The sequence below is a fragment of the Methylacidimicrobium sp. B4 genome, assembly GCF_017310545.1.
Taxonomy (GTDB): domain Bacteria; phylum Verrucomicrobiota; class Verrucomicrobiia; order Methylacidiphilales; family Methylacidiphilaceae; genus Methylacidimicrobium.
In genome coordinates, this window is record NZ_CP066203.1 from 2,120,358 (window position 1) to 2,141,072 (window position 20,715).

Here is a 20,715-nt window from a genome sequence, read left to right on the forward strand (position 1 = left end):
ATCCAGATGACTCTCTCCGATCTCTCCATTCGTCGGCCTGTCTTCGCGTGGATGCTCATGGCCGGACTCCTCATCTTCGGGGCGATCTCCCTCGGCCGGCTCGGAGTGAGCGATCTCCCGGAGATCGACTTCCCCGTATTGACGATCAACCTCCAGTGGGCGGGCGCAGCACCCGAAATCATGGAGACGGCGATCGTCGATCCCATCGAGGAAGCCGTGATCTCCGCCCAGGGGCTGCGGAACATCACTTCCTTCATCGAGCAGGGACAGGCGTCGATCATCCTCGAGTTCGACCTCGGGCGACCGATCGACGCGGCCCTGACCGAGGTCCAATCGAAGGTCAGCTCGGTCAAGCTCCCCTACGATACGACGACGCAGGCGGCGACGCAGACCGTCCAGCCCGTCGCGCAGCCGATCCTCACCAAGGACAATCCGGAAGAGCAGCCGATCCTGATCCTTTCGGTATCGGGGAAGGACAAGACGCTGCATGACCTGGTGACCTACGTCGATCTGGTCCTGCACGATGAGTTCCAGATCGTCCCCGGGGTCGGGGAGATCGTGCTGGCCGGCTACAACGTCCGCAACCTGCGGGTCTGGGTCGACAACGAGAAGCTCAAGCCGCTCCAGCTCACCCTGCTCGACGTGCAGACGGCACTGCAGCAGGAGCAGGTGGAGGTTGCGGCCGGCTACCTCGAAAACTCCCGGCGGGAGATGAACGTCCGGGCGATGGGGGAAGGGCTGACCCCGGAAGCGGTAGGCGACATCCAGATCAAGAGACGAGGAACCGAGCTCGTCTATCGGTCCCCCATTCACATCAAGGATATCGGGCGGGTGGAGGATGGGCTCGATGATATTCGGCGGATCGCCGTCACTGGCGGCCATCCGGTCGTGGGACTCGGCATCAAGAAGCAACCGGGGGCTAATTCGGTGGCGGTCGCGCGGGCGGTCAAGCAGAAGCTCGAGGAAGTCAAGCGTCATCTGCCGCCGGGATTCGAGGTCAGGGTCGCCTATGACCGGACGCACCATATCGAGGAGGCGATCCAGGAGACCCTCTTTACCCTGCTCCTGTCGGCCCTGGTGACGGCCTTCGTCTGCTATCTTTTCTTGGGGACATGGAGCTCTACCCTCAATGTCCTCCTCTCGATTCCCACCTCGGTGCTCGGGACCTTCATCATCCTCTACTTTCTGGGCTTCACCCTCAACTTCTTCACCCTTCTCGGCCTCTCCCTGGCGATCGGCATCATCGTCGACGACGCGATCATGGTCCTGGAGAACATCGTCCGCCACAGGGAAATGGGCCAGGGCAGGGTGCGCGCCGCCCAGATCGGTGCCCGGGAAATTACCTTCGCGGCCGTCGCCGCCACGGTGGCGATCGTGGCCATCTTCCTGCCGGTCGCCTTCATGCGCGGGATCGTCGGGAAATACTTCTATCAATTCGGGGTCACCATCACCGCCGCCGTCGCGCTCTCCCTCCTCGAGGCGATTACCCTGACTCCGATGCGCTGCTCGCAGCTGCTCGAGGATCCGAGCCATCGCCGGAGGCTTGCGTGGCTCATGGACCAGATCTTTCACGGGCTTTCGCGGATCTACCGGTTCTTCCTGCGCATCTGCGTCGATCACTCCTGGCTCATCCTGCTGGCGGCGGCGGCCCTCTTCGCCCTCTCCCTGCGCTTCCTTGCGCTGCTTCCCAAGGAGCTGATCCCCGCGCAAGACGAATCCTCGTTCCTCGTGCGCATCCAGACGCCGGTCGGCTCCTCGATCCATTACACGCAAAAGAAGCTAGAAGAGTGCGAGGCGATCATCGCGACCCACCCGGAGGTGGAGCGGGCCTTTGGAGAGGTCGGCGGATTCATTCAACGCACGGGGGCGAGCGATGGCAACCTGATCGATGCCCAGGTCAACGTGGGCACAGTCTATGTGACGCTCAAGCCCAAGGGAGAGCGAAAGCTGACCCAGCAAGAGATCGGGGATCGGCTGCGGACGGAGCTCACCAAGCTCGGGGGCCTCAAGGTGGCCCTCCAGGATCTCTCGATCCGGGGATTCACCACGGGGCGCGGGTTCCCGATCGAGTTCTCGGTGCGCGGGCGCGACTACAAGGTGCTCCGGGAGCAGGTCGCCAAGATCACCGACCAGATGCGAAAATCGGGCGACTTCGTCGATCTTGATTCCGATTTCCGGGACGGAATGCCGGAGGTGCGCGTCTTCCCCGACCGCTTCGCCGCCAACGCCTGTGCCATGCCGATTCAAAACATCGCCAACACAGTGGCCGTCGCGATCGGAGGCGTGGCCCAGAGCCAGTTCACCAACGGAGATCGGCGCTACGACATCCGGGTCCGCCTGGAGGGGGGAGAGCGCGTGAAGCCCGAGGATATCCAGAAGCTCTTTGTCCGGACCAACTCGAACGAGTATATGCCGATCACCTCGGTGGCTCATTTCGAGACCGTCCCGACCTATCAGACGCTCGGACGACGGATGCGGGAGAGGGCGATCACGGTCTTTGCCAACGTCGCTCCCGGGAAGTCGCAGGCAGCGGCTCTGGCCGAAGCGCGGAAGATCGCCAACAAGGAGGTCCTCCGCGGCTACCGGGTCTACTGGAGCGGCGGGGCCGCCGCCTTCGAGGAGACCTTCGGCAGCCTCGAGTTCGCTCTCTGGGTGGGGATCGTGATCGCCTACATGGTGCTCGCTTCTCAGTTCAACAGCTTCATCCATCCCTTGACCGTCTTGCTGGCACTCCCCTTTAGCTTGAGCGGGGCGCTGCTCGCGCTCTCTCTCACGCACCAGTCGATCAATCTCTACAGCATGATCGGCCTGGTCCTGCTGATGGGCATCGCAAAGAAGAACTCGATCCTGCTCGTCGAATTTGCGAACCAGAAGCGGCAGCGTGACGGCCTTCCGGTTCGGGAAGCGCTCCTGGAAGCGGGGCCGATCCGCCTCCGTCCGATTCTGATGACCTCCGTCGCGACGCTGGCGGCAGCCCTCCCACCGGCTCTGGCGATCGGACCGGGCTCCGAGAGCCGGATCCCCATGGCGATCACGATCCTGGGAGGGGTGAGCGTTTCCACCTTCTTTACGCTCTTCGTGGTCCCGGCGGCCTATCGCGTGCTGGCCCGCCTGGAACGACCACCGCGGCGGCCTCCTTCTCCGGACCGGGAGAGGCCGGCTCGGGTGGTCTGGGAGCCTGCGGAGGCCCCGCAGAGCCCGGACGGCATTCCATGAACGTGCCCGAGCTTGCGATCCGTCGACCGGTTGCCGCATGGATGCTCATGGCATCCCTGGTCTTTTTCGGCATTCTCTGCCTCTTTTCCCTCGGGATCAGCCGGCTTCCGGATGTGACCTACCCGGTCTTGACCGTCGTCGCCCAGTGGCCCGGCGCCTCTCCCGAGGTCATGGAAGCCGAGGTCGTCGACCCGTTGGAAGAGGTGCTCATGTCGGTGCAGGGGATCCGGGACGTCACGAGCACGATCATGCAGGGTGTCGCGCGGATTCAGCTCGATTTTCGCTTGGACCGGGATATCGACGCGGCCCTGCAGGAGACCAATTCCAGGATCCGGTCGGTGCAGCTCCCCTACAACGTGGATCCCCCCGTGATCTTCAAGGTCAATCAGAACGACTCCCCGATCCTCTGGCTTGCGGTCACCTGGGATCGGCCGTTGAAGGACATCATCCGCTATGTGGATACGCGCGTTCGCGACAAGTTTTCCTTGGTACAGGGGGTCGGCGACATCCAGCTCGGCGGGTGGACGGATCGGAGCTTTCGCGTCTGGCTTGATCGGAACAAGCTGGCGCAATATCAGGTCGCTCCCAACGACGTCCTCAACCTCTTCCGGGCCGAATACCAGGAGACCGCTTCCGGCTACCTGGAAGGTGCGAACAACGAGATCAACGTCCGGGTGATGGGCGAGGTGCGGTCGCCGGAGGAGATGGGGGGGTTAGCACTCAACCATCGAGGAGGGTCGGGGGGGGCGAACCTTCCGCCCTTGACCGGCATTGCCTCCGCCCAGGGCGGAATGGCGGGGGCTGCGGGGACGACCAGCTATGCGACGAACACGCTCAGCAATGTGCGGGGCCCGGCCGACTCGTTCACCCCGCTGGCGCAGGTTGCGCGGCCTGAGGACGGTCTCATGGATCCGCGCCGCTTCGCGCGGAGCGACGGAGTTCCCTCCGTCGGCTTGGGTCTGCAAAAGCTGCGCGGGTACAACGAGATCGAAGTGGCCAACTCGGCCAAGCGGATCATGGCGGAGATCAAGCCCGACCTGCCGTCCGGAATGACGATCGGTACCCGTTACGACTCTGCGGTCTTCACGGCCGAGGCGATCCGGGAGACCGCCTTCACCCTTCTCTTTTCCATTGGCGTGACCACCCTCGTCTGCCTCGCCTTTCTGGGCTCCTTTCGGACCACGGTGAACGTGCTCTTCTCGATCCCGATCTCGATTCTCGGGAGCTTCATCTTCTGCCGGGCGATGGGCTTTACCCTCAATTTCTTTACGCTTCTAGCACTCTCGATGGCGGTCGGCATCGTGATCGACGATTCGATCATGGTCCTGGAGAATATCACCCGCCACCACCGGCTCGGTAAGAGCCCGGAGCGCTCCGCCCTCGACGGAACCCGCGAGATCTTCTTCGCAGCCTCCGCTGCCACCTTGACGATCGTTTCGGTCTTTGCCCCGATCGCCTTCCTGGGAGGAGTCGTGGGCAAGTTCCTCTTCCAGTTCGGTGCGGTGATCTCCTGCGCGGTGCTCATCTCCCTCCTGGAGGCGCTCACGCTCGCTCCGATGCGCTGTGCCGAGTTCGTGAGCGGGGCACGTGGGCCCGGACCGGTCGAAAACTGGCTCGAAGGTGTCTATCAGAAGATGGGGAGGGTCTATCGAGGCTTTCTTGGCTTCGCCCTCCGTCGCCGGTGGCTCGTCGTCCTCGCCTCCTTCGCGCTCTTCTTTCTCTCCCTTCGCGTCTTCCCCCTGCTGCACCGCGAGCTCGCTCCGTCGGAGGATCTCGGCATGGCCCTGCTCCGGATCGAAACGCCGGTGGGGAGCTCGCTGGAGTATACGAGCAATCGGGTCCAGAAGCTGGAAGCCTATCTCAAGAGCCAGCCGCCGGTCGCTCACTTCTTCACGACGGTGGGCGGCTATTCCGGGGGCGAGGTGAACCGCGGAGCGATCTTCGTGACGCTCCAGCCGCGGAAGGAGAGGAAAGAGCGACTTCAGGAGATCATCCGCACATGGAGAAAGGAGTTCAAGAAGCCCGTATACGGCGATCTCCACATCAAGGTGATCGATATCAGTCAGAGCGCCTTCAGCAGCAAGCGCGGGACCAATATCGAGCTCTCGCTGCGCGGCTCGGACTACGCCGTGCTTCAGGCACGGGCGGAGACCATCCTCCATCAGATGGAGGCGACGGGCTATTACACCGACCTGGATACCGACTACCGGACGGGAATGCCCGAGCTCGAGGTGATCCCCGATCGGCAAAAAGCCGCGGAATCGAACATCAGCATGCAGACGCTCGCCGATGTGATCGGGACTGCAATCGGAGGGATGCGCCAAGGGCAATATACCAACCGGGAAGACAACCGCCGCTACGACGTGCGCATTCGGCTCGAGCCCGGCCAGTGGCGGGAGCCGGAGGATGTGGCCAACCTTCCCCTCTGGTCGGGCTACGGTGGGGAGATGATCCGGCTCAAGGACATTGCGGAATTGCGCGTGGTGCCGAAGCTGCTCGACATCACTCGGGAAAACCGGAGGCGGGCGATTACCCTCTTCGCGAACGTGAAGCCCGAGGTTTCCCAGGCGAAGGCGCTGGATACCGCCTTGGCAATCTGCCAGAAGGAGCTTCCTCCGGGCTACAGCGTCGAGCCGACCGGGAGCAGCCAGACCGCGAAAGAGACCTTTGCTTCCTTCCCGGTGACCTTCGCCCTGGGAATCCTCCTGGCGTACATGCTCCTGGGCGCTCAGTTCAACAGCTTCCTCTATCCGCTGGTGGTGCTGGTGGCGATTCCCTTTTCCCTGGTCGGTGCCTTTCAGGGCCTCTACCTCACCGGGATGTCGCTCAACATCTACAGCGGGATCGGCATCATTCTCCTCGTAGGTCTCGCCATGAAGAACTCGATCCTCCTGGTTGAGTTTTTCAACAAGAAGCGCTTCGAGGAGCGGCTCCCGCTTCCCGAGGCCCTTCTCGATGCGGCGGCCATCCGGCTCCGGCCCATCTTGATGACCTCCTTCGCGACCATCGCGGCGGCATTGCCTGCCGCATTGGGCGTCGGCCCCGGAGCCGAGGTGCGGAAGCCACTGGCGATCGTCGTGATCAGCGGGATCGTCGTGTCGACCTTCTTCACCCTCTTCGTCGTCCCCTGCGTCTATTCGCTCCTCGATCCGCTAAGCCGTCGCCAGGGCTTGGACGAGGTTGAAGCCGAGCTGGCGGAGTGCATCGAGTAACTCTTGGCAACCGTTTTTTCAACGGCTCAAACCCTCTGCCCGTTGCACAATCGCATTGCTTACGGGACGAGGAGGGATCTGGCGAAGGCGGAGCGCTTTCAAGCCGATGCGCGCAAGCCGGATCCTTCCCTGCTGCAAGTGCAGTAGGCCGCAGGAGCGGGCAATGGCGGATCCCTCGGTCAAGCAGCGGATGACCAAGAGGTGGAGATTCAGCGCCGGAGGCGTTCAGAAGACGACCGAGGAGATCCAGGGCTTTCGGCCGCTCCCCTTGGGACCGACCTTCCGGTCAGCGACAGGGTAGGGATTGGAGTTCCCTGGCCGCCCTCCGCCGCAGGGGCGAGCGGCCATGGCTCTTTCCCGCCCACGGCTCATGGGCAGGACCCCCTGCATCCCATCCTGAAGCAGAGAGGGGTCTTCGAAGCTCCTCGCCTTTGTGGCGGAACGATCCGTTCCGCCATGAGAAGGCGGGAGGACGATGGCAGAGGCCTGTTCTTCTCATTGGCTGATCCTGCGTTGCGCAGCCATCACTCTGACATCGTTCTGTTACAGAAATGTAACAGCATTGTCACAATGAAGGGCAATGCTGCACCCAACGGGTGGATTCTGTACGGAGTCTCACATCTCCTCGCCTTTGTGCCGGGACGACCACGTCTGCCGTGAGAAGGCGGGAGGACGATGGCAGAGGCCTGTTCTTCTCATTGGCTGATCCTGCGTTGCGCAGCCATCACTCTGACATCGTTCTGTTACAGAAATGTAACAGCATTGTCACAACCGTTCTCCCCGCATTTGTGGCATAGAACCTTCGGCAGCCTTTGGAGATGCCGACAGATGAGGCGTTCCTCAATCCGAAGCGGCATGGCGACATCAGGAGATCTTTTGAGGAGGGGGAGGAATGAAAGCCGGGGTATGGAGGCGGAAGGGACGAGATTTTCAGCTGGCTGGGCTTTTGATGGCATCGGCGCTCCTGATCGGAACCGTCCGCGCGGACGAGAGCAATTCCATCCCGGCCCCGACGGCGAGCGGGTCGACGACGGGCGAAACGACGGATAATGGCCAGGGGAGTGACCAGACGCCTGTCAGTGGGAGTGGAAAGGCGAAGCAATCAGGATGGACGGGGATCGTCCAGCAGACCGAGCCCGAAACGAAGAAAAAGAGTCAGAGTAGCGGCGGTGCGGTCAAGATGGAGGAGGTGACCGTCTCGGGAGAGACCGAGTGGATCTCTCCAGAACTGACCTCGGGGGAGCCCGACGCCCCCATCCTTCCCACGGCGGCTCCGGTGGTGTCCACGTTCGGGACGCCAATCAACGTGATGGATGCGCCACGGCAGATCACGCCGGTCAACCAGACGCTGCTCAGGGCGTCGGGAGCCGTCTACCAGGGATATATGGATCCGCTCTCGATTTCCTCCATCCTTCCCACGGCCTACTCGGAGATGGACGGAGGCATGGGCAGCGCCGTGTCGATCCGCGGTCGCCAGGCCCTTCCCTACATCAATGGCATCGAGATGACCCTGCAGAACGATGGCATGCAGAGGATGCCCTGGAGTTGGAACATGGTAGAGAACATGGACATCCAGGAGGGCCCGGCCAACGCGGTTTTCGGCGCGACCCAGGCATCAACTGGAAGTGTGAACTACATTACCAAGCAGCCCTACTTCGACAAGTTCCGGGGCCGGGTCTGGGACACGACCGGCATGTATCAGCAATACCTCTGGGGAGCGGATATGGGCGGTCCGGTCGACAAGGAGGGCAAGCTCGCCTGGCGCTTCTCGTACATGGGTCAGGACCAGGGCAGCTACTACCAGTACATGTACAACCAGCAGCAGAACTTCTACTTCACGGTGGGATGGAAGCCCACCGACAACTACTCGGCCAACTTCTACGGCGACTACGGCATGTATGACTTCTATCCATTGCAAGCCGACTTGATGAACCGGCCGACCGACAACCTGATTCAAAACGGACTCTACAGCACCGGCGTGGTGCCCGGATTTCCCTACACCATCGCGAACGGAGGGCCGGCAACCGGCTCGAAAACAAACCCTTCCTACAACACCTATGCGGGACCTCTCACGCCGGTGAATCGGCGCGCGACAATCTGGACTCCATACGGAGGCGCCCATGCCAACAATGGGTTTGCCCAACTCGTGCAGACGGTACAAGTCAACGACGATCTGCAGATCGTGAATAACTCGCTTCTCTGGTATGCCAAGACCGAGTACCTGGAACCGCAGATCTACGAGGCAGTATACACTCCGGGCGACTATGAGTTCGACAACCGGACGGAGGTCCGGTGGACCTTCGATCCTCTCGCCAGCGAGCCCGATAAGCCAAAGTCCAAGGAGGAAAAAGGGCTCGAGAATGTCTTCGGCAAGCTCCTGCTGAAGAGCTCGGTTGACACCGGCGTAGAGTGGCATTACGAATACCACGACGACTATGTCTCGGAGACCATCCCGGACTATGGCAACGCCTTCAGCGTGGTTAACCCAACGAATCCGGCGCTTGCCAACCCGGCGCTCTTCTACCTCCCGGGAACCAAGCAGTTCGACAGCCACATCAACAATCCACATGCCCCTAATGGAGGGCTCTGGCATATTCCCGGCGCTCCGGCGAACTGGTACTACGAACCACTGATTGGAAGCGCGGGAACGACCTTCGGCCACTATTGGGCCGTTGCGCCCTTTTGGCAGCACAACCTGCAGATCACCGAAAAATTCGCCCTCTATGTCGGCGCTCGCGCTACAGCATACTTCTGGCATTTCACAACCCCTCAGGGGCCTCCGGGAATGCCACAGATCGTGGGCCTGACGACGGCGTCGCTCGACCAGGACTCTTTGGCGCCCTTGATCAACATCAGCCCGACCTATAAGCCCTTCGATTGGATGATGACCTACTTCAACTACAACTGGTCCTACGTGAACAACGTGGCTGTGATGGGTGCGGCGGCTCCAACGTTCCAGTCCGCCTCGTTTCGCCTGTTAAACCAGTTGATCGAAGGCGGTATGAAGTTCAACCTGCTCAATGACAAGCTCTTCATCACCGCTGCCGGCTTCAGCCAGGATCAGGCACTCACCAACCTGGGCCAACCGCCGACCGCCGCGGCAATCAACGGATGGGAGGTGAACCTCGCCTACCAGCCGGATAAGCATTGGTGGCTGCGTGCCGGATACATAGACATGCACGGCGTCGAAAACTGGTCGTTCCTCCCGCACGGCCCCAAAATGCGCCAGGACTATTCGACGGCGATGGCCTTGCAGCAGATGTATGCGCTCAACACGAATGTCGGGCTCCCGTCCGGAATCTACAACATGATCGGCTTCCCGGATCAGTATGCGAGTGCGACGATCACCTACACCTCGGATATTGGTCTGGGGGGAACGTTGCAGGGGATCGTGATGAGCGATCAATACCTCGATTATTTCGGCAGTGCCAAGATACCGACGCAGTATATTGTGAACGCCCAGATCTTTTACGCCCAGCCGAAGTGGGAAGCAAGGGTCTATATCTACAACGTTACCAATAACAACTACTGGCTGCCGTTCGGCCTCGGGTCGGCGGGCGGCCGCACGTTCAACGAGACTTCGATCGTCGCGGGCTGGCCCTTCTGGATCGAAGGGAATGTCGTTTTCAAGTTTTAGTGGGTAGGGCTTGCCTTCGTCCGCAGCTTCCCGCCGTTCCTTGGGAAGTGGGGAGCGATGGTGCTTCAGAAACCCAAGTGCCCTTGCCCCGAATACCGCCCGAAGGGTCGGTCGGTGCTTCTGCTCCTCGGAGAGGCCGAAGGGGCTCGGGGCAGCCACGGTCCCGCCATCGGCGCCCCTTTTTGGAGGGAGAGACGGGGTGGTTCGCCAGTGTCTCGTGGGAAAGGTAGCGCTGCGCCCCTTCGAACGGAGGAGAGCGGGATCCTCGAAGCTCCTCGCCTTTGTGCCGGAACGATCCGTTCCGCCGCGAGAAGGCCGGAGGACGATGGCGGAGGCCTGCTCTTCTCATTGGCTGATCCTGCGTTGCGCAGCCATCACCCTGACACCGTTTTGTCACAGAAATGTAACAGCATTGTCACAATGAAGGGCAATGCTGCACCCAACGGGTGGATTCTGTACGGAGTCTCACATCTCCTCGCCTTTGTGCCGGGACGACCACGTCTGCCGTGAGAAGGCGGGAGGACGATGGCAGAGGCCTGTTCTTCTCATTGGCTGATCCTGCGTTGCGCAGCCATCACCGTGACACCGTTTTGTCACAGAAATGTAACAGCATTGTCACAATGAAGAGCAATGGCGTACCGCACGGCGGGGGTCTGTACAGGGTCTCACATCTCCTCGCCTTTGTGCCGGGACGACCACTTCCTCCGTGAGAAGGCCGGAGGACTATGGCGGAGGCCTGCTCTTCTCATTGGCTGATCATGCGTTGCGCATCCATCACTCTGACATCATTCTGTCACCGAAATGTAACAGCATTGTCACACCCGTTCTCCCCGCATTTGTGGCATAGAACCTTCGGCAGCCTTTGGAGACGCCGACAGATGAGGCGTTCCTCAATCCGAAGCGGCATGCCGACATCAGGAGATCTTTTGTTGAGGGGGAGGAATGAAAGCCAGGGAATGGAGCCGGAAGGGACGAGATTCTCAGATGGCTGGGCTTTTGATGGCATCGGCGCTCCTGATCGGAACCGTCCGCGCGCAAGATCCCTCGGTGGGTCCGGCCCCTCTCGTGAGCGGAGACGAGAGCTCGCCAGCCGCCGGAAGCCTGTCGGGTGGCCCTGGATCCTGGGACCAGAGCGGGGCTGAGGCAGAAGCGTTGGGAAAGGGTGGCGTATTCGGCGGAGGTGCCTCGCAGCAGCCCTTAGAGGATCTCCTGCGCACTCAGCCTCTCCTGGCGGATGCTTCGAGCGCTTCCGGGACCAAAGGCGGAGCTGACCCTGCGGCGTCTTCTTCCTCTTCTCCGTCCTCGGCCGCTCTGGCCAATCCTGGAACTGGTAAGGTCGTGATGCCGGAAACGCTCGTGACTGCCACGAGCGAATCGGTTCTTCCCGGAGACTACGACGTTGGCTCGGTCTACGGGACGCCGCTCAACGTCGTCGACACCCCGCGGAGCGTCCAGGTCATTACCCAGCAGGAGATCCAGTCATCGGCCTTCATTTCCCAAAACGTCATGTCCCTGATGTACATGGCTCCCGGGCTCTTCATGGGTACGACCTTTGGCGAATTCTCCGTTCCCAACATCCGGGGCATGCCAGCGAACAAGTACATCAACGGGATGCTCTCCTTTTTGCCCGGTACCGGCTACGAGGGCGGACCGATGAACATGAATGACTTTGACCAGATCAACATCGTTCAGGGGCCAACGATGCCGAGCTTGCTCTCGATCCGCGCGGCGGGCGGCTATCTCGACGTCCAGACCAAGCGGCCCTACTGGGACGGGTTCCATGGAACGGCGACCGTCATGGAAGGCATGTACGATCAGAACCTCTGGCAGGTGGACGTGGGGGGGCCGATCAACGACAAGCTCGCCTTTCGGTTCAGCTACCTGGGGGACTATTCCGGAAGCTATTACGAAAACGACTACCTGCACAACCAGGCCTTTTACGGGGCGCTCTCCTTCAAGCCGTACGACAACTACGAGATCTTCTTCAACAATTCCTTCTACACGGAAGGCTACAACGAGATTGGCGGCATCAACCGGCCGACCCAGGCGTTGATCTCGGATCACCAGTATCTCTCCGGATATCTGCCGAATACCTATCTTGGCCCGCCGGTTTATATCGATCATCACAAGGTGAACTACAATATCGGTCCGGAGTTGTACGACTACGGAGTATCGGTCCTGCCGCAGAATTACAATACGCTCCACTACGTTCCGCTCTCGGCGATCGGTGGGTATCGCGCCAACATGCTTAACCCGGGATCAGGCGGTTTCGTCGAAAGCGAGCGGGCGCAGATCATCCAAAGGATCAATGTGGATGATGGATTTCAAATCGTAAATAATAGCAACTTTGAATGGTTCACATACAACTACCAGAATCTAACGCCATATAACATCTATACTCCCGGATCCTGGGTCGCGCAGAACAACACCTCGTTCATCCTGAATTTTGACACCCCGATCGGCGGGAGCGGCGAAAAAGGAGAGAAGGAAAGCCTGGTCGACCAGAAGAATCCTCCGCTGAAGGGAGAGGGGTTCCGCATCCATCACACGGTCAACGCGGGATTCGAGGCCGACTATGCCAACATGATCGTCTACGAGGGCGATTTCGAGCAGGTGTTCAACGTCTGGAACATGGGACCATTGGCGAATGCCGTCTATCCATCCTATTTTCAATACAACGTCCCGGGTACACCGCAGTTCAGCAAGTACCTGTATCAAGACGTGCCGATTCCCGGAAGATCCGGCCAGGTCTTCAACCCGGGTAACTTCAGCTCGACCGATTCGGAAACCTGGTACTTGCGGCCCTACTGGCAGCATCAGATCGACTTTGGCGAGCACTTCTCGATCTTTATGGGAGCGAGCGCGTTGGCCTTGCTCTCCACGGCGCAGAACCCGGTGGGGACCCCCGGCACCTACTACGACTTCGGTGAAGCTCTCCACCCAGGAGGACAATACTTTTCCACCGTCATTCCCAACTTCGACTTCAGCCCGCGCTGGAAGCCCAACGAGTGGACAACCGTCTACTTCGATTTCCAGCAGGCCTTCCTGGCCGAAACAGGGGCCTTCTACGGAGTCTCTCCCTTGACCTCCAACTACGACCTTCACCTCCATCAGCGGCTCTACAGCGGGGGGGTCAACTTCAGCCTGCTCAATGGGAAGCTCAACATCTTGACCGCTGCCTTTGACCAGGAGTTCCAGGAATTGGAGTCCTTCAACAAGGTGCTCCTGGTGCCGGTTCCGATCGATGTCGTGGGCGGAACCCTGCAGGTGGCCTATCAGCCGGACCGCCATCTCTGGCTCGTCGCCAATGCGTCGTATATCCTGGGGAGCTTCGACTATGGTTCCCCGCTCACCACGGGCCCGAGCATGGACCAGCCCTATCCGAGCAACTACGTGTTGAACAATCCGGCGAAGTATCCCTTCGACAACTTCGGCTATTTCCCACAGGGGTCATATCCCTATGTGGGCTGGCCCAACTTCCAGACTTCTTTCATGGCAACCTATACGCTCGATTGCGGCCTGGGTTTTTTTGCCTCCTTCAACGCAACCAGCCCTCAGTATCTCGCCTACGACTATCTCACCCGCATTCCCTGGCAGTACACGCTCAATTTGGGCCTGAGCTATACGAGCCCCGATAAGCATTGGGTAGGGAGGCTCTGGATCTGGAACGTCACCGATCAGCACAACTGGATGACCAGCGGGAGCGGCTACGCGACCTCGTTCAACAATTACGATCAACTCATGGTCTCGATGCCGTTCTGGATCCAAGGGCAGCTGAGCTATCAATTTTAGCAAGGGAGGTCTCATGAACTGGACAATTCGAACGGCGGTTCGCGCCACGCGGGTCGCTCTAGGGCTTAGCGTGCTCGTTCTCGGGGGAGTCTTCTCGGAGGCGTTCGGGGCTCCCGCTCCCAAGGCGGCCGGGATACGGAACGTTGCCGTCGCTCCGCAAATGATCCTCGGCGCGAACGGGGAGGGCAAGCGAGCGCAAGAGCTGCTGCAGTCGGGCCATTCGGCCGAGGCGCAGGTGGCAGCGGAAGGCGACCTCCACACCTCGATCGCTCGCTCGGGCTTTAGCTCCTTCGGGCTCATGGTGCCCTACAACAACTTGGGCGTCGTCTATACAGCGGAAGGAAAGTTTGCCGATGCGCACAAGATGTTTTCCCGGGCGATTGGGCTTGGGAAGGCAGCGGTGAGCCAAGGACAGATGGCGTCCGGTTACAGCGGGGGATCGACCTATACGCAGGCAGGAGCGGGCGGGGGAAGAGGGGTCGCGGTGCAGAAGAAGCTTCTCGCCCTCTGCCTCTTCAATAATGGGGTCGCCTACAGGAAAGAAGGGGATCTGGCAAAGGCGGAGCGCTTTCAAGTTGATGCGCGCAGGCTGGATCCCTCCCTGCCGGAGTTGAAATAGGCTGTCGGCACGGGTAATAGTGGGACCCGGGGACCCTTCCGAATCGTGCGTCGCCCCAATTCAGCCGCTGCCAGGTGGATGGTTCCACGGCCGCCCGGAAAAAGCCTCCGGCGGCTCGTGATGCTGATGGCTGCTCTGGTCGGTTGCTTGCCCTGGCCACCCTCTGGTTGGGCCGATGAGCCCAAGGAGAGTCGAGAGACCCTGAGGAAGGCTCTGCTTCCTACCGGCGTGCGGATCGATCTCTCCCCGATCCGGGATCTCCGCCTCGACCCTCTCTCGGTGGGTTCCGGAGAGACCAGGCTGCCGGTCTCCGGCTCCTTTGCGATGGCGAGGAGCCCTGCGGGCGATACGTTGCTCGTCCTCAGCTCAGGGTACAACAAGCGATTCGGGCCCGATGGGAAGGCGATTCCCGAGCTCTCGCACGAATACGTCTTCGTCTTCGACATCTCCCAAGGCCCTCCAGAGCAAAGGGCCGCCATTCCTCTCCCGAGCTCCTTTTGCGGCATCGATTGGAATCCAGACGGGAAGGAGTTCTACGTCTCAGGCGGGGGAGAGGATCAGGTCTACGTTTTTGCAAAAACTGGAGACGGCTGGGCATCGCCCCGTCCCCCGCTTCCCTTGGGGCACGAGAGGGGGAATGGGATCGAAACCCGGCCGCTGGCCGCCGGGCTGCGGGTCGATCCGGAGGGGCAGCTCCTGCTCGTCGCCAACTACGCCAACGACTCGGTCACCCTGATCCAAATCGCCGATGGGAAGAAGGTTGCCGAGCTCGACTTGCGACCGGGGAAGATCGATCCCAAGGAGCGGGGAATCCCCGGCGGGGAGTATCCGATCGATGTCGCTTGGGTGGGAAGGGAGAAGGCGTATGTCGCCAGCCTTCGGGATCGGGAGATCGTGGTCGTCGGGATCAAAGCGGGGAAGATGCGCGTTTTGGGCCGAATTGCCCTCCCGGGCCAGCCGAACCGGATCGTGGTCAACCGCGATCGGAGCCGAGCCTACGCGACCGAGGACAACTCGGACCAGGTTGCCGTGATCGACACGGAGGCCGATCGGCTCATCGAATCGATCCCCTGCGTTTCCGAGCCGCGCGCCGCCCATTCCGAAGAACCGCGCAAGGGAGCCTCTCCCAACAACCTCTGCCTCGATCCATCGGAGAAGCTTCTCTACGTCACCAATGGCGGGATGAACGGCCTCTCGGTGATCGAGCTTGGTTCCGAGGCGCGGGGAATCGCAGGCCGGGCGGAGGAGGGGCGCAAGGAGTCGAGGAGCAGGGTGGTCGCCCTGATCCCGACCGGATGGTACCCGACGGCGGTTGCGAGCAACCCGAGCGGGAGCTGGCTCTACGTGGCGACGGGAAAGAGCGTGGCGGGGCCAAACGACCAGGGTTGCCCCCGCCCTCTTCCCGAGCCTCGCGACTTCTTCCAGAGTTGGAGGTCAAAAAACGAGTATATCCTCCAGAAGGCGCTGGGGCAGCTGCAGAGCTTCCCGCGACCCGATCCGGCGCTCTATCGGGAGCTCTCCGAGCGGGTTTGGCGGAATAACCAGAGGCTCGACCCGGCCCGAGGCGACGAAGCCGTTCTACGAACGCTGCGCCGGCGCATCCGCCATATTCTCTATGTCGTCAAGGAAAACCGCGGCTATGACCAGCTCTTCGGCGACTTGAAGAAGGGAGATGGGGATCCGAGCCTCGCCATCTTGGCTCCCTACTGCCCGAATGAGCGCCGGCTGGCCGAACAATTCGTGCTCTTGGACAACTTCCTCGATAGCGGAGAGGTGAGCGGAGATGGCTGGAACTGGAGCACGGAGGCCCGGGCCACCGACATTACCGAGAAGACGGTTCCCCTCCACTACGCCGGCCGAGGGCCGACCTACGATTTCGAGGGGGAGAACCGGAACATCGCCGTCGGCCTGGCGAGCCAGGAGGAGAGGAAGAGAGCGGATCCCGCACTTCCCGAGGATCCCGATCTCCTCCCCGGAACCCGGAGTGTCGCCGCTCCGGATGGTCCCGAGGGAGAGGTGGGGTTGGGCTACCTCTGGGATGCGGCCTTGCGTCAGGGAATCAGCGTCCGCAACTATGGCTTCTTCGGCGATCTGACCCGATACCATCTCCCCAAGGAGAATCCTTTCTTCGTTCCCCTTTCGCGGCACCCCTTTGCCGAGAAGACGATTCAGTTCATCCCGGACAATCCTACGCTGGCCAAGGTGAGTGACCTCTACTACCGGGGCTTCGACATGAAGTATGCCGACTACTGGCGGTACAAGGAGTGGGAGCGCGAGTTCGATGAGTATGCGAGGAAGGGAAATCTCCCCGCCCTGGAGCTGATCCGGCTTCCCCACGACCATTTCGGCTCCTTCCGGGAGGCGGCGGACAAGGTGGACACGGTCGAGGCGCAGATGGCGGATAACGACTTTGCGGTCGGCCTTCTCGTGGAGAAGATCGCTCGAAGCCGCTACAAGGATGACACGCTCATCTTTGTCGTCGAGGATGATGCGCAGAACGCCGCGGATCATGTCGATGCCCATCGGAGCATCGCCCTTGTGGCGGGCCCCTACGTCAAGCGGGGGGTGACCATCCGCCGGAGGTATACCACCGTGAGCGTTCTGAAGACGATCGAGGAGATTCTCGGCTTTGGCCCGCTCTCCTTTTACGACCAGGGTGCCGAGCCCATGACCGACCTCTTTGATCTGGCGGAGCGAAGTTGGACCTACCAGGCGGTCGTGCCCGACGCCCTGCTCGGGACTAACCTTCCCGTCGACGGCCGGGAACGGATCGGAGCCCCTGGCCGACACGACGCCGCTTTTTGGGAGCGGCTCCTGGGTGATCAGGATTTCTCGGACGCAGACCGGCTCGATCCGGAGCGATTCAATCGCGCCTTGTGGACAGGCTTGAAAGGGAAGGACGCTCCCTGGCCGATTTCTTCCGTAAAGGGCCAGTAGGGCAAAAGCTCTCGCCTCCGAAGGCTCGCGGGAAGGGTAGCGCTGCGCCCCTACGAATGGACAAGAGCGGGATCCCGAAGCTCCTTGCCTTTACGTGCGGCCGACGATTTTTACAGTGAAAAGCCCGGCGAGCGACGGGACGAGTGCGCTCTACACATTGCTCACGAACGTGTTATAACTTAAGGAGAGTAACACCATTTCGTCACACAAATGTCACAGGATTTTCACAACCTTTCCGCCCGGACTTATGGCATAGAGGTTCGGGCGATTTTTAGATCGGCTGGCGGATACCGCATTCCTAAATCCGCATCGGCAAGACGAGGTCGCGACAGTATCTGGAGGCATCGGAGGAGGACGAGGAATGAAACGAGGTGAGTGGAAGAGGAAGAGACGAGGATTTCCGCTATCCGGGTTTTTGATTGCATCGGCGCTCTTGATCGGGACGGTCCACGCGGACGAGAGCGATTCCACCCCGGTCCCGACGGCGAGCGGCTCGGCGACGGGCCAAACCACCGAGAACGGCCAGGGGAATGACCAGACCCCCGTCAGTGGGAGTGGAAAGGCGAAGCAATCGGGATGGACGGGGATCGTCCAGCAGACCGAGCCCGAAACGAAGAAAAAGAGCCAGAGTAGCGGAGGTGCGGTCGAGATGCAGGAGGTGACCGTCTCGGGTGAGTCGGAGTGGACCTCGCCCGACCTGACCTCGGGGGAGCCCAACGCCCCCATCCTGCCCACGACGGCTCCGGTGGTCTCCACATTCGGGACGCCAATCAACGTGATGGATGCGCCGCGGCAGATCACGCCGGTCAACCAGACGCTGCTCCGGGCGTCGGGAGCCCCCTATCAGGGATTTATGGATCCGCTTTCGATCTCCTCCATCCTCCCCACCGCCTACACGCAGTTCAATTGGGGGATGGGTAATGCCGTGACGATCCGCGGTCGGCAGGCCAATCCCTACATCAACGGCATCGAGATGACCATGCAGGACGATGCCGTTCAAATGTTTCCCTTTAGTTGGAACATGGTGGAGAACATGGACATCCAGGAGGGCCCGGCCAACGCGGTCTTTGGGGCGACCCAGGCGTCGAGCGGAAGTGTGAACTACATCACGAAGCAGCCCTACTTCGATCAGTTCCGGGGCCGGGTCTGGGACACGACCGGCATGTATCAGCAATACCTCTGGGGAGCGGATCTGGGCGGTCCGGTCGACAAGGAGGGAAAGCTCGCCTGGCGCTTCTCCTACATGGGTCAGGACCAGGGCAGCTACTACCAGTACATGTACAACCAGCAGCAAAACTTCTACTTCACAGCCGGATGGAAGCCCACCGACAACTACTCGGTCAACTTCTACGGCGACTACGGCATGTATAACTGGTATCCGCAGGCCTTCGACCTCATGAACCGGCCGACCAACAACCTGATTCAAAACGGACTCTATAGCACCGGGGTGGCGCCGGGATTTCCCTACAGTGTCGCGCAGGGAGGACCGGTAACTGGCTCAGCAATCAATCCCCCCTACAATACGTACGCGGGACCGCTGGCGGGGGTGAACCGGCGCGCGACGATCTACAGCCCCTACGGGGGCGGGAACGCCAACAGTGGGATGGCTCAGCTCGTGCAGACGGTGCAAGTCAACGACGATCTCCAGATCGTGAACAATTCGTTGCTCTTGTATACCAAGACCGAGTGGTTGGAGCCGCAGCTCTACTCGGAAATGTATACTCCGGGCGACTATGAGTTTGACAACCGGACGGAGGTCCGGTGGACTTTCGATCCTCTCGCCAGCGAGCCCGAGAAGCCGAAGACCAAGGAGGAAAAAGGGCTCGAGAATGTCTTTGGCAAGCTCCTGCTGAAGAGCTCGGTCGATACCGGCATCGAATGGCACTACCAATACAACGACGACTATTTCTCGACCACCGCCTGGGCCGCTGGGAACTCCTGGAGCATCGTGAACCCGACGAATCCCGCGCTCGCCAACCCGGCGCTCTTCTACCTTCCGGGAACCACGCAGTTCAATAGCTTCGTCAACAATCCGAAAGCCGGCGCGGGCGGCCTCTGGCATGTTCCCGGCGCTCCGGCGAACTACTACTACAGCCCGCTCAGCGGCTCCGGGGGAAGCACTTTTGGCCACTATTGGGAGATTTCGCCATTCTGGCAGCACAATCTGCAGATCACGGACAAATTCGCGCTCTATTTCGGCGTGCGAGCTTCGGCCTACTTTTGGGATTATACGACGCCGCAGGGGCCGGCTGGAATGCCGCAGATCCCAGGGCTGACGACGGCATCGGTCAATGAGGACTCGATCGCGCCCTTGATCAACATCAGCCCGACCTATAAGCCGTTTGACTGGATGACCGCCTACTTCAACTACAACTGGTCTTATGTGAACAATGTGGGCGTGCTCGGCGGTGCGGCACCTAACTTCAACGCCGCTTCGTTTCGGCTCCTGAACCAGTTGATCGAAGGAGGCATCAAGTTCAACCTGCTCAGTGACAAGCTCTTTATTACCGCTGCCGGGTTTACCCAGGAGCAGCAGCTCAACAACATTGCCCTGCCGGCAACCCCCGCGATCATCACCGGATATGAGGTGAACATCGCCTACCAGCCGGATAAGCACTGGTGGGTGCGTGCCGGATACATCGACATGCACGGGGTCGAAGATTGGTCGTCGATCTCGACTGGACCCAGCATGCGGCAGGACTATTCGACGGCATACGCCTTGCAGCAGATGTACGCCCTCAACACGAATGTCGGCCTTCCGTCCGGAGTCTACAACATGATTGGGTTCCCGGAGCAGTATGCGAGTGCGACGATCACCTACACCTCCGACATGGGGTTGGGCGGTACAGTGCAGGGGATCGTGATGAGCGATCAATATCTGGACTACCTGGGAACGGCCAAAATTCCGACGCAGTATATTTTGAATGCTCAGATCTTCTATGCGCGGCCGAAGTGGGAGGCGAGGATCTATATCTACAACTTTACGAATCAGAACTACTGGCTGCCGGCGGGCTTGGGATCGGCGGGAAGCCGCGCCTTCAACGAGAGCGAGATCGTTGCAGGCTGGCCCTTCTGGATCGAAGGGAATGTCGTCTTCAAGTTTTAGTGCCTAGGTTTCCGTTCGGTCGTTGCTCCAAAGGGGAAGGCGGGGCCACCGGCCCCGGCCGTTTCTCGTGAAGTGGGGGAGCGAGCGGTTCGAAAATCCAAACGCGCGCTTGCCCTGAATCCGCAGGCGCGCAATATCAGCTTAAACGCGAGGGGGACGGGGTGACCAATGGGAGATGGGGTGGCTGCGGGCGGAA

At 60.7% G+C, this 20,715-nt stretch carries 8 protein-coding genes; all 8 read left to right on the forward strand.

Going from position 1 to position 20,715, the window contains the following annotated elements; genetic code table 11:
* The first annotated feature begins 6 nt into the window (after positions 1-6).
* Complete coding sequence (locus MacB4_RS09955) at positions 7-3,216, forward strand: efflux RND transporter permease subunit (protein ID WP_206863670.1); 3,210 nt, start codon at positions 7-9, stop codon at positions 3,214-3,216.
* Positions 3,213-6,428 (forward strand): efflux RND transporter permease subunit, encoded by a 3,216-nt coding sequence (locus tag MacB4_RS09960; protein WP_206863671.1) that lies wholly within the window; start codon positions 3,213-3,215, stop codon positions 6,426-6,428. The genes MacB4_RS09955 and MacB4_RS09960 overlap by 4 nt, the downstream gene beginning before the upstream one ends.
* A gap of 163 nt (positions 6,429-6,591) precedes the next feature.
* Positions 6,592-6,729: a hypothetical protein gene (locus MacB4_RS09965; RefSeq protein ID WP_206863672.1), complete on the forward strand. Its 138-nt coding sequence runs from the start codon at positions 6,592-6,594 to the stop codon at positions 6,727-6,729.
* 591 nt (positions 6,730-7,320) lie between these two features.
* Entirely contained in the window at positions 7,321-10,065 is a 2,745-nt protein-coding gene (locus tag MacB4_RS09970; protein ID WP_206863673.1) for a TonB-dependent receptor, read from the forward strand.
* Between the two features lie 1,356 nt (positions 10,066-11,421).
* On the forward strand, positions 11,422-13,857 hold the full coding sequence (locus MacB4_RS09975; protein WP_242529233.1) for a TonB-dependent receptor plug domain-containing protein: 2,436 nt from the start codon (positions 11,422-11,424) through the stop codon (positions 13,855-13,857).
* A 13-nt stretch (positions 13,858-13,870) separates the two neighbouring features.
* Positions 13,871-14,476, forward strand: a complete 606-nt coding sequence (locus MacB4_RS09980; protein WP_242529234.1) for a tetratricopeptide repeat protein — start codon at positions 13,871-13,873, stop codon at positions 14,474-14,476.
* Between the two features lie 120 nt (positions 14,477-14,596).
* Positions 14,597-17,413: a bifunctional YncE family protein/alkaline phosphatase family protein gene (locus MacB4_RS09985; protein WP_242529235.1), complete on the forward strand. Its 2,817-nt coding sequence runs from the start codon at positions 14,597-14,599 to the stop codon at positions 17,411-17,413.
* A gap of 361 nt (positions 17,414-17,774) precedes the next feature.
* Positions 17,775-20,519: a TonB-dependent siderophore receptor gene (locus MacB4_RS09990; protein ID WP_206863675.1), complete on the forward strand. Its 2,745-nt coding sequence runs from the start codon at positions 17,775-17,777 to the stop codon at positions 20,517-20,519.
* The last annotated feature ends 196 nt before the right edge of the window (positions 20,520-20,715 follow it).

Coding starts and splice junctions, on each gene's coding strand:
- MacB4_RS09955 (WP_206863670.1), top strand. CDS start 7: ATGACTCTCTCCGATCTCTCCATTCGTCGGCCTGTCTTCGCGTGGATG.
- MacB4_RS09960 (WP_206863671.1), top strand. CDS start 3,213: ATGAACGTGCCCGAGCTTGCGATCCGTCGACCGGTTGCCGCATGGATG.
- MacB4_RS09965 (WP_206863672.1), top strand. CDS start 6,592: ATGGCGGATCCCTCGGTCAAGCAGCGGATGACCAAGAGGTGGAGATTC.
- MacB4_RS09970 (WP_206863673.1), top strand. CDS start 7,321: ATGAAAGCCGGGGTATGGAGGCGGAAGGGACGAGATTTTCAGCTGGCT.
- MacB4_RS09980 (WP_242529234.1), top strand. CDS start 13,871: ATGAACTGGACAATTCGAACGGCGGTTCGCGCCACGCGGGTCGCTCTA.
- MacB4_RS09985 (WP_242529235.1), top strand. CDS start 14,597: ATGCTGATGGCTGCTCTGGTCGGTTGCTTGCCCTGGCCACCCTCTGGT.
- MacB4_RS09990 (WP_206863675.1), top strand. CDS start 17,775: ATGAAACGAGGTGAGTGGAAGAGGAAGAGACGAGGATTTCCGCTATCC.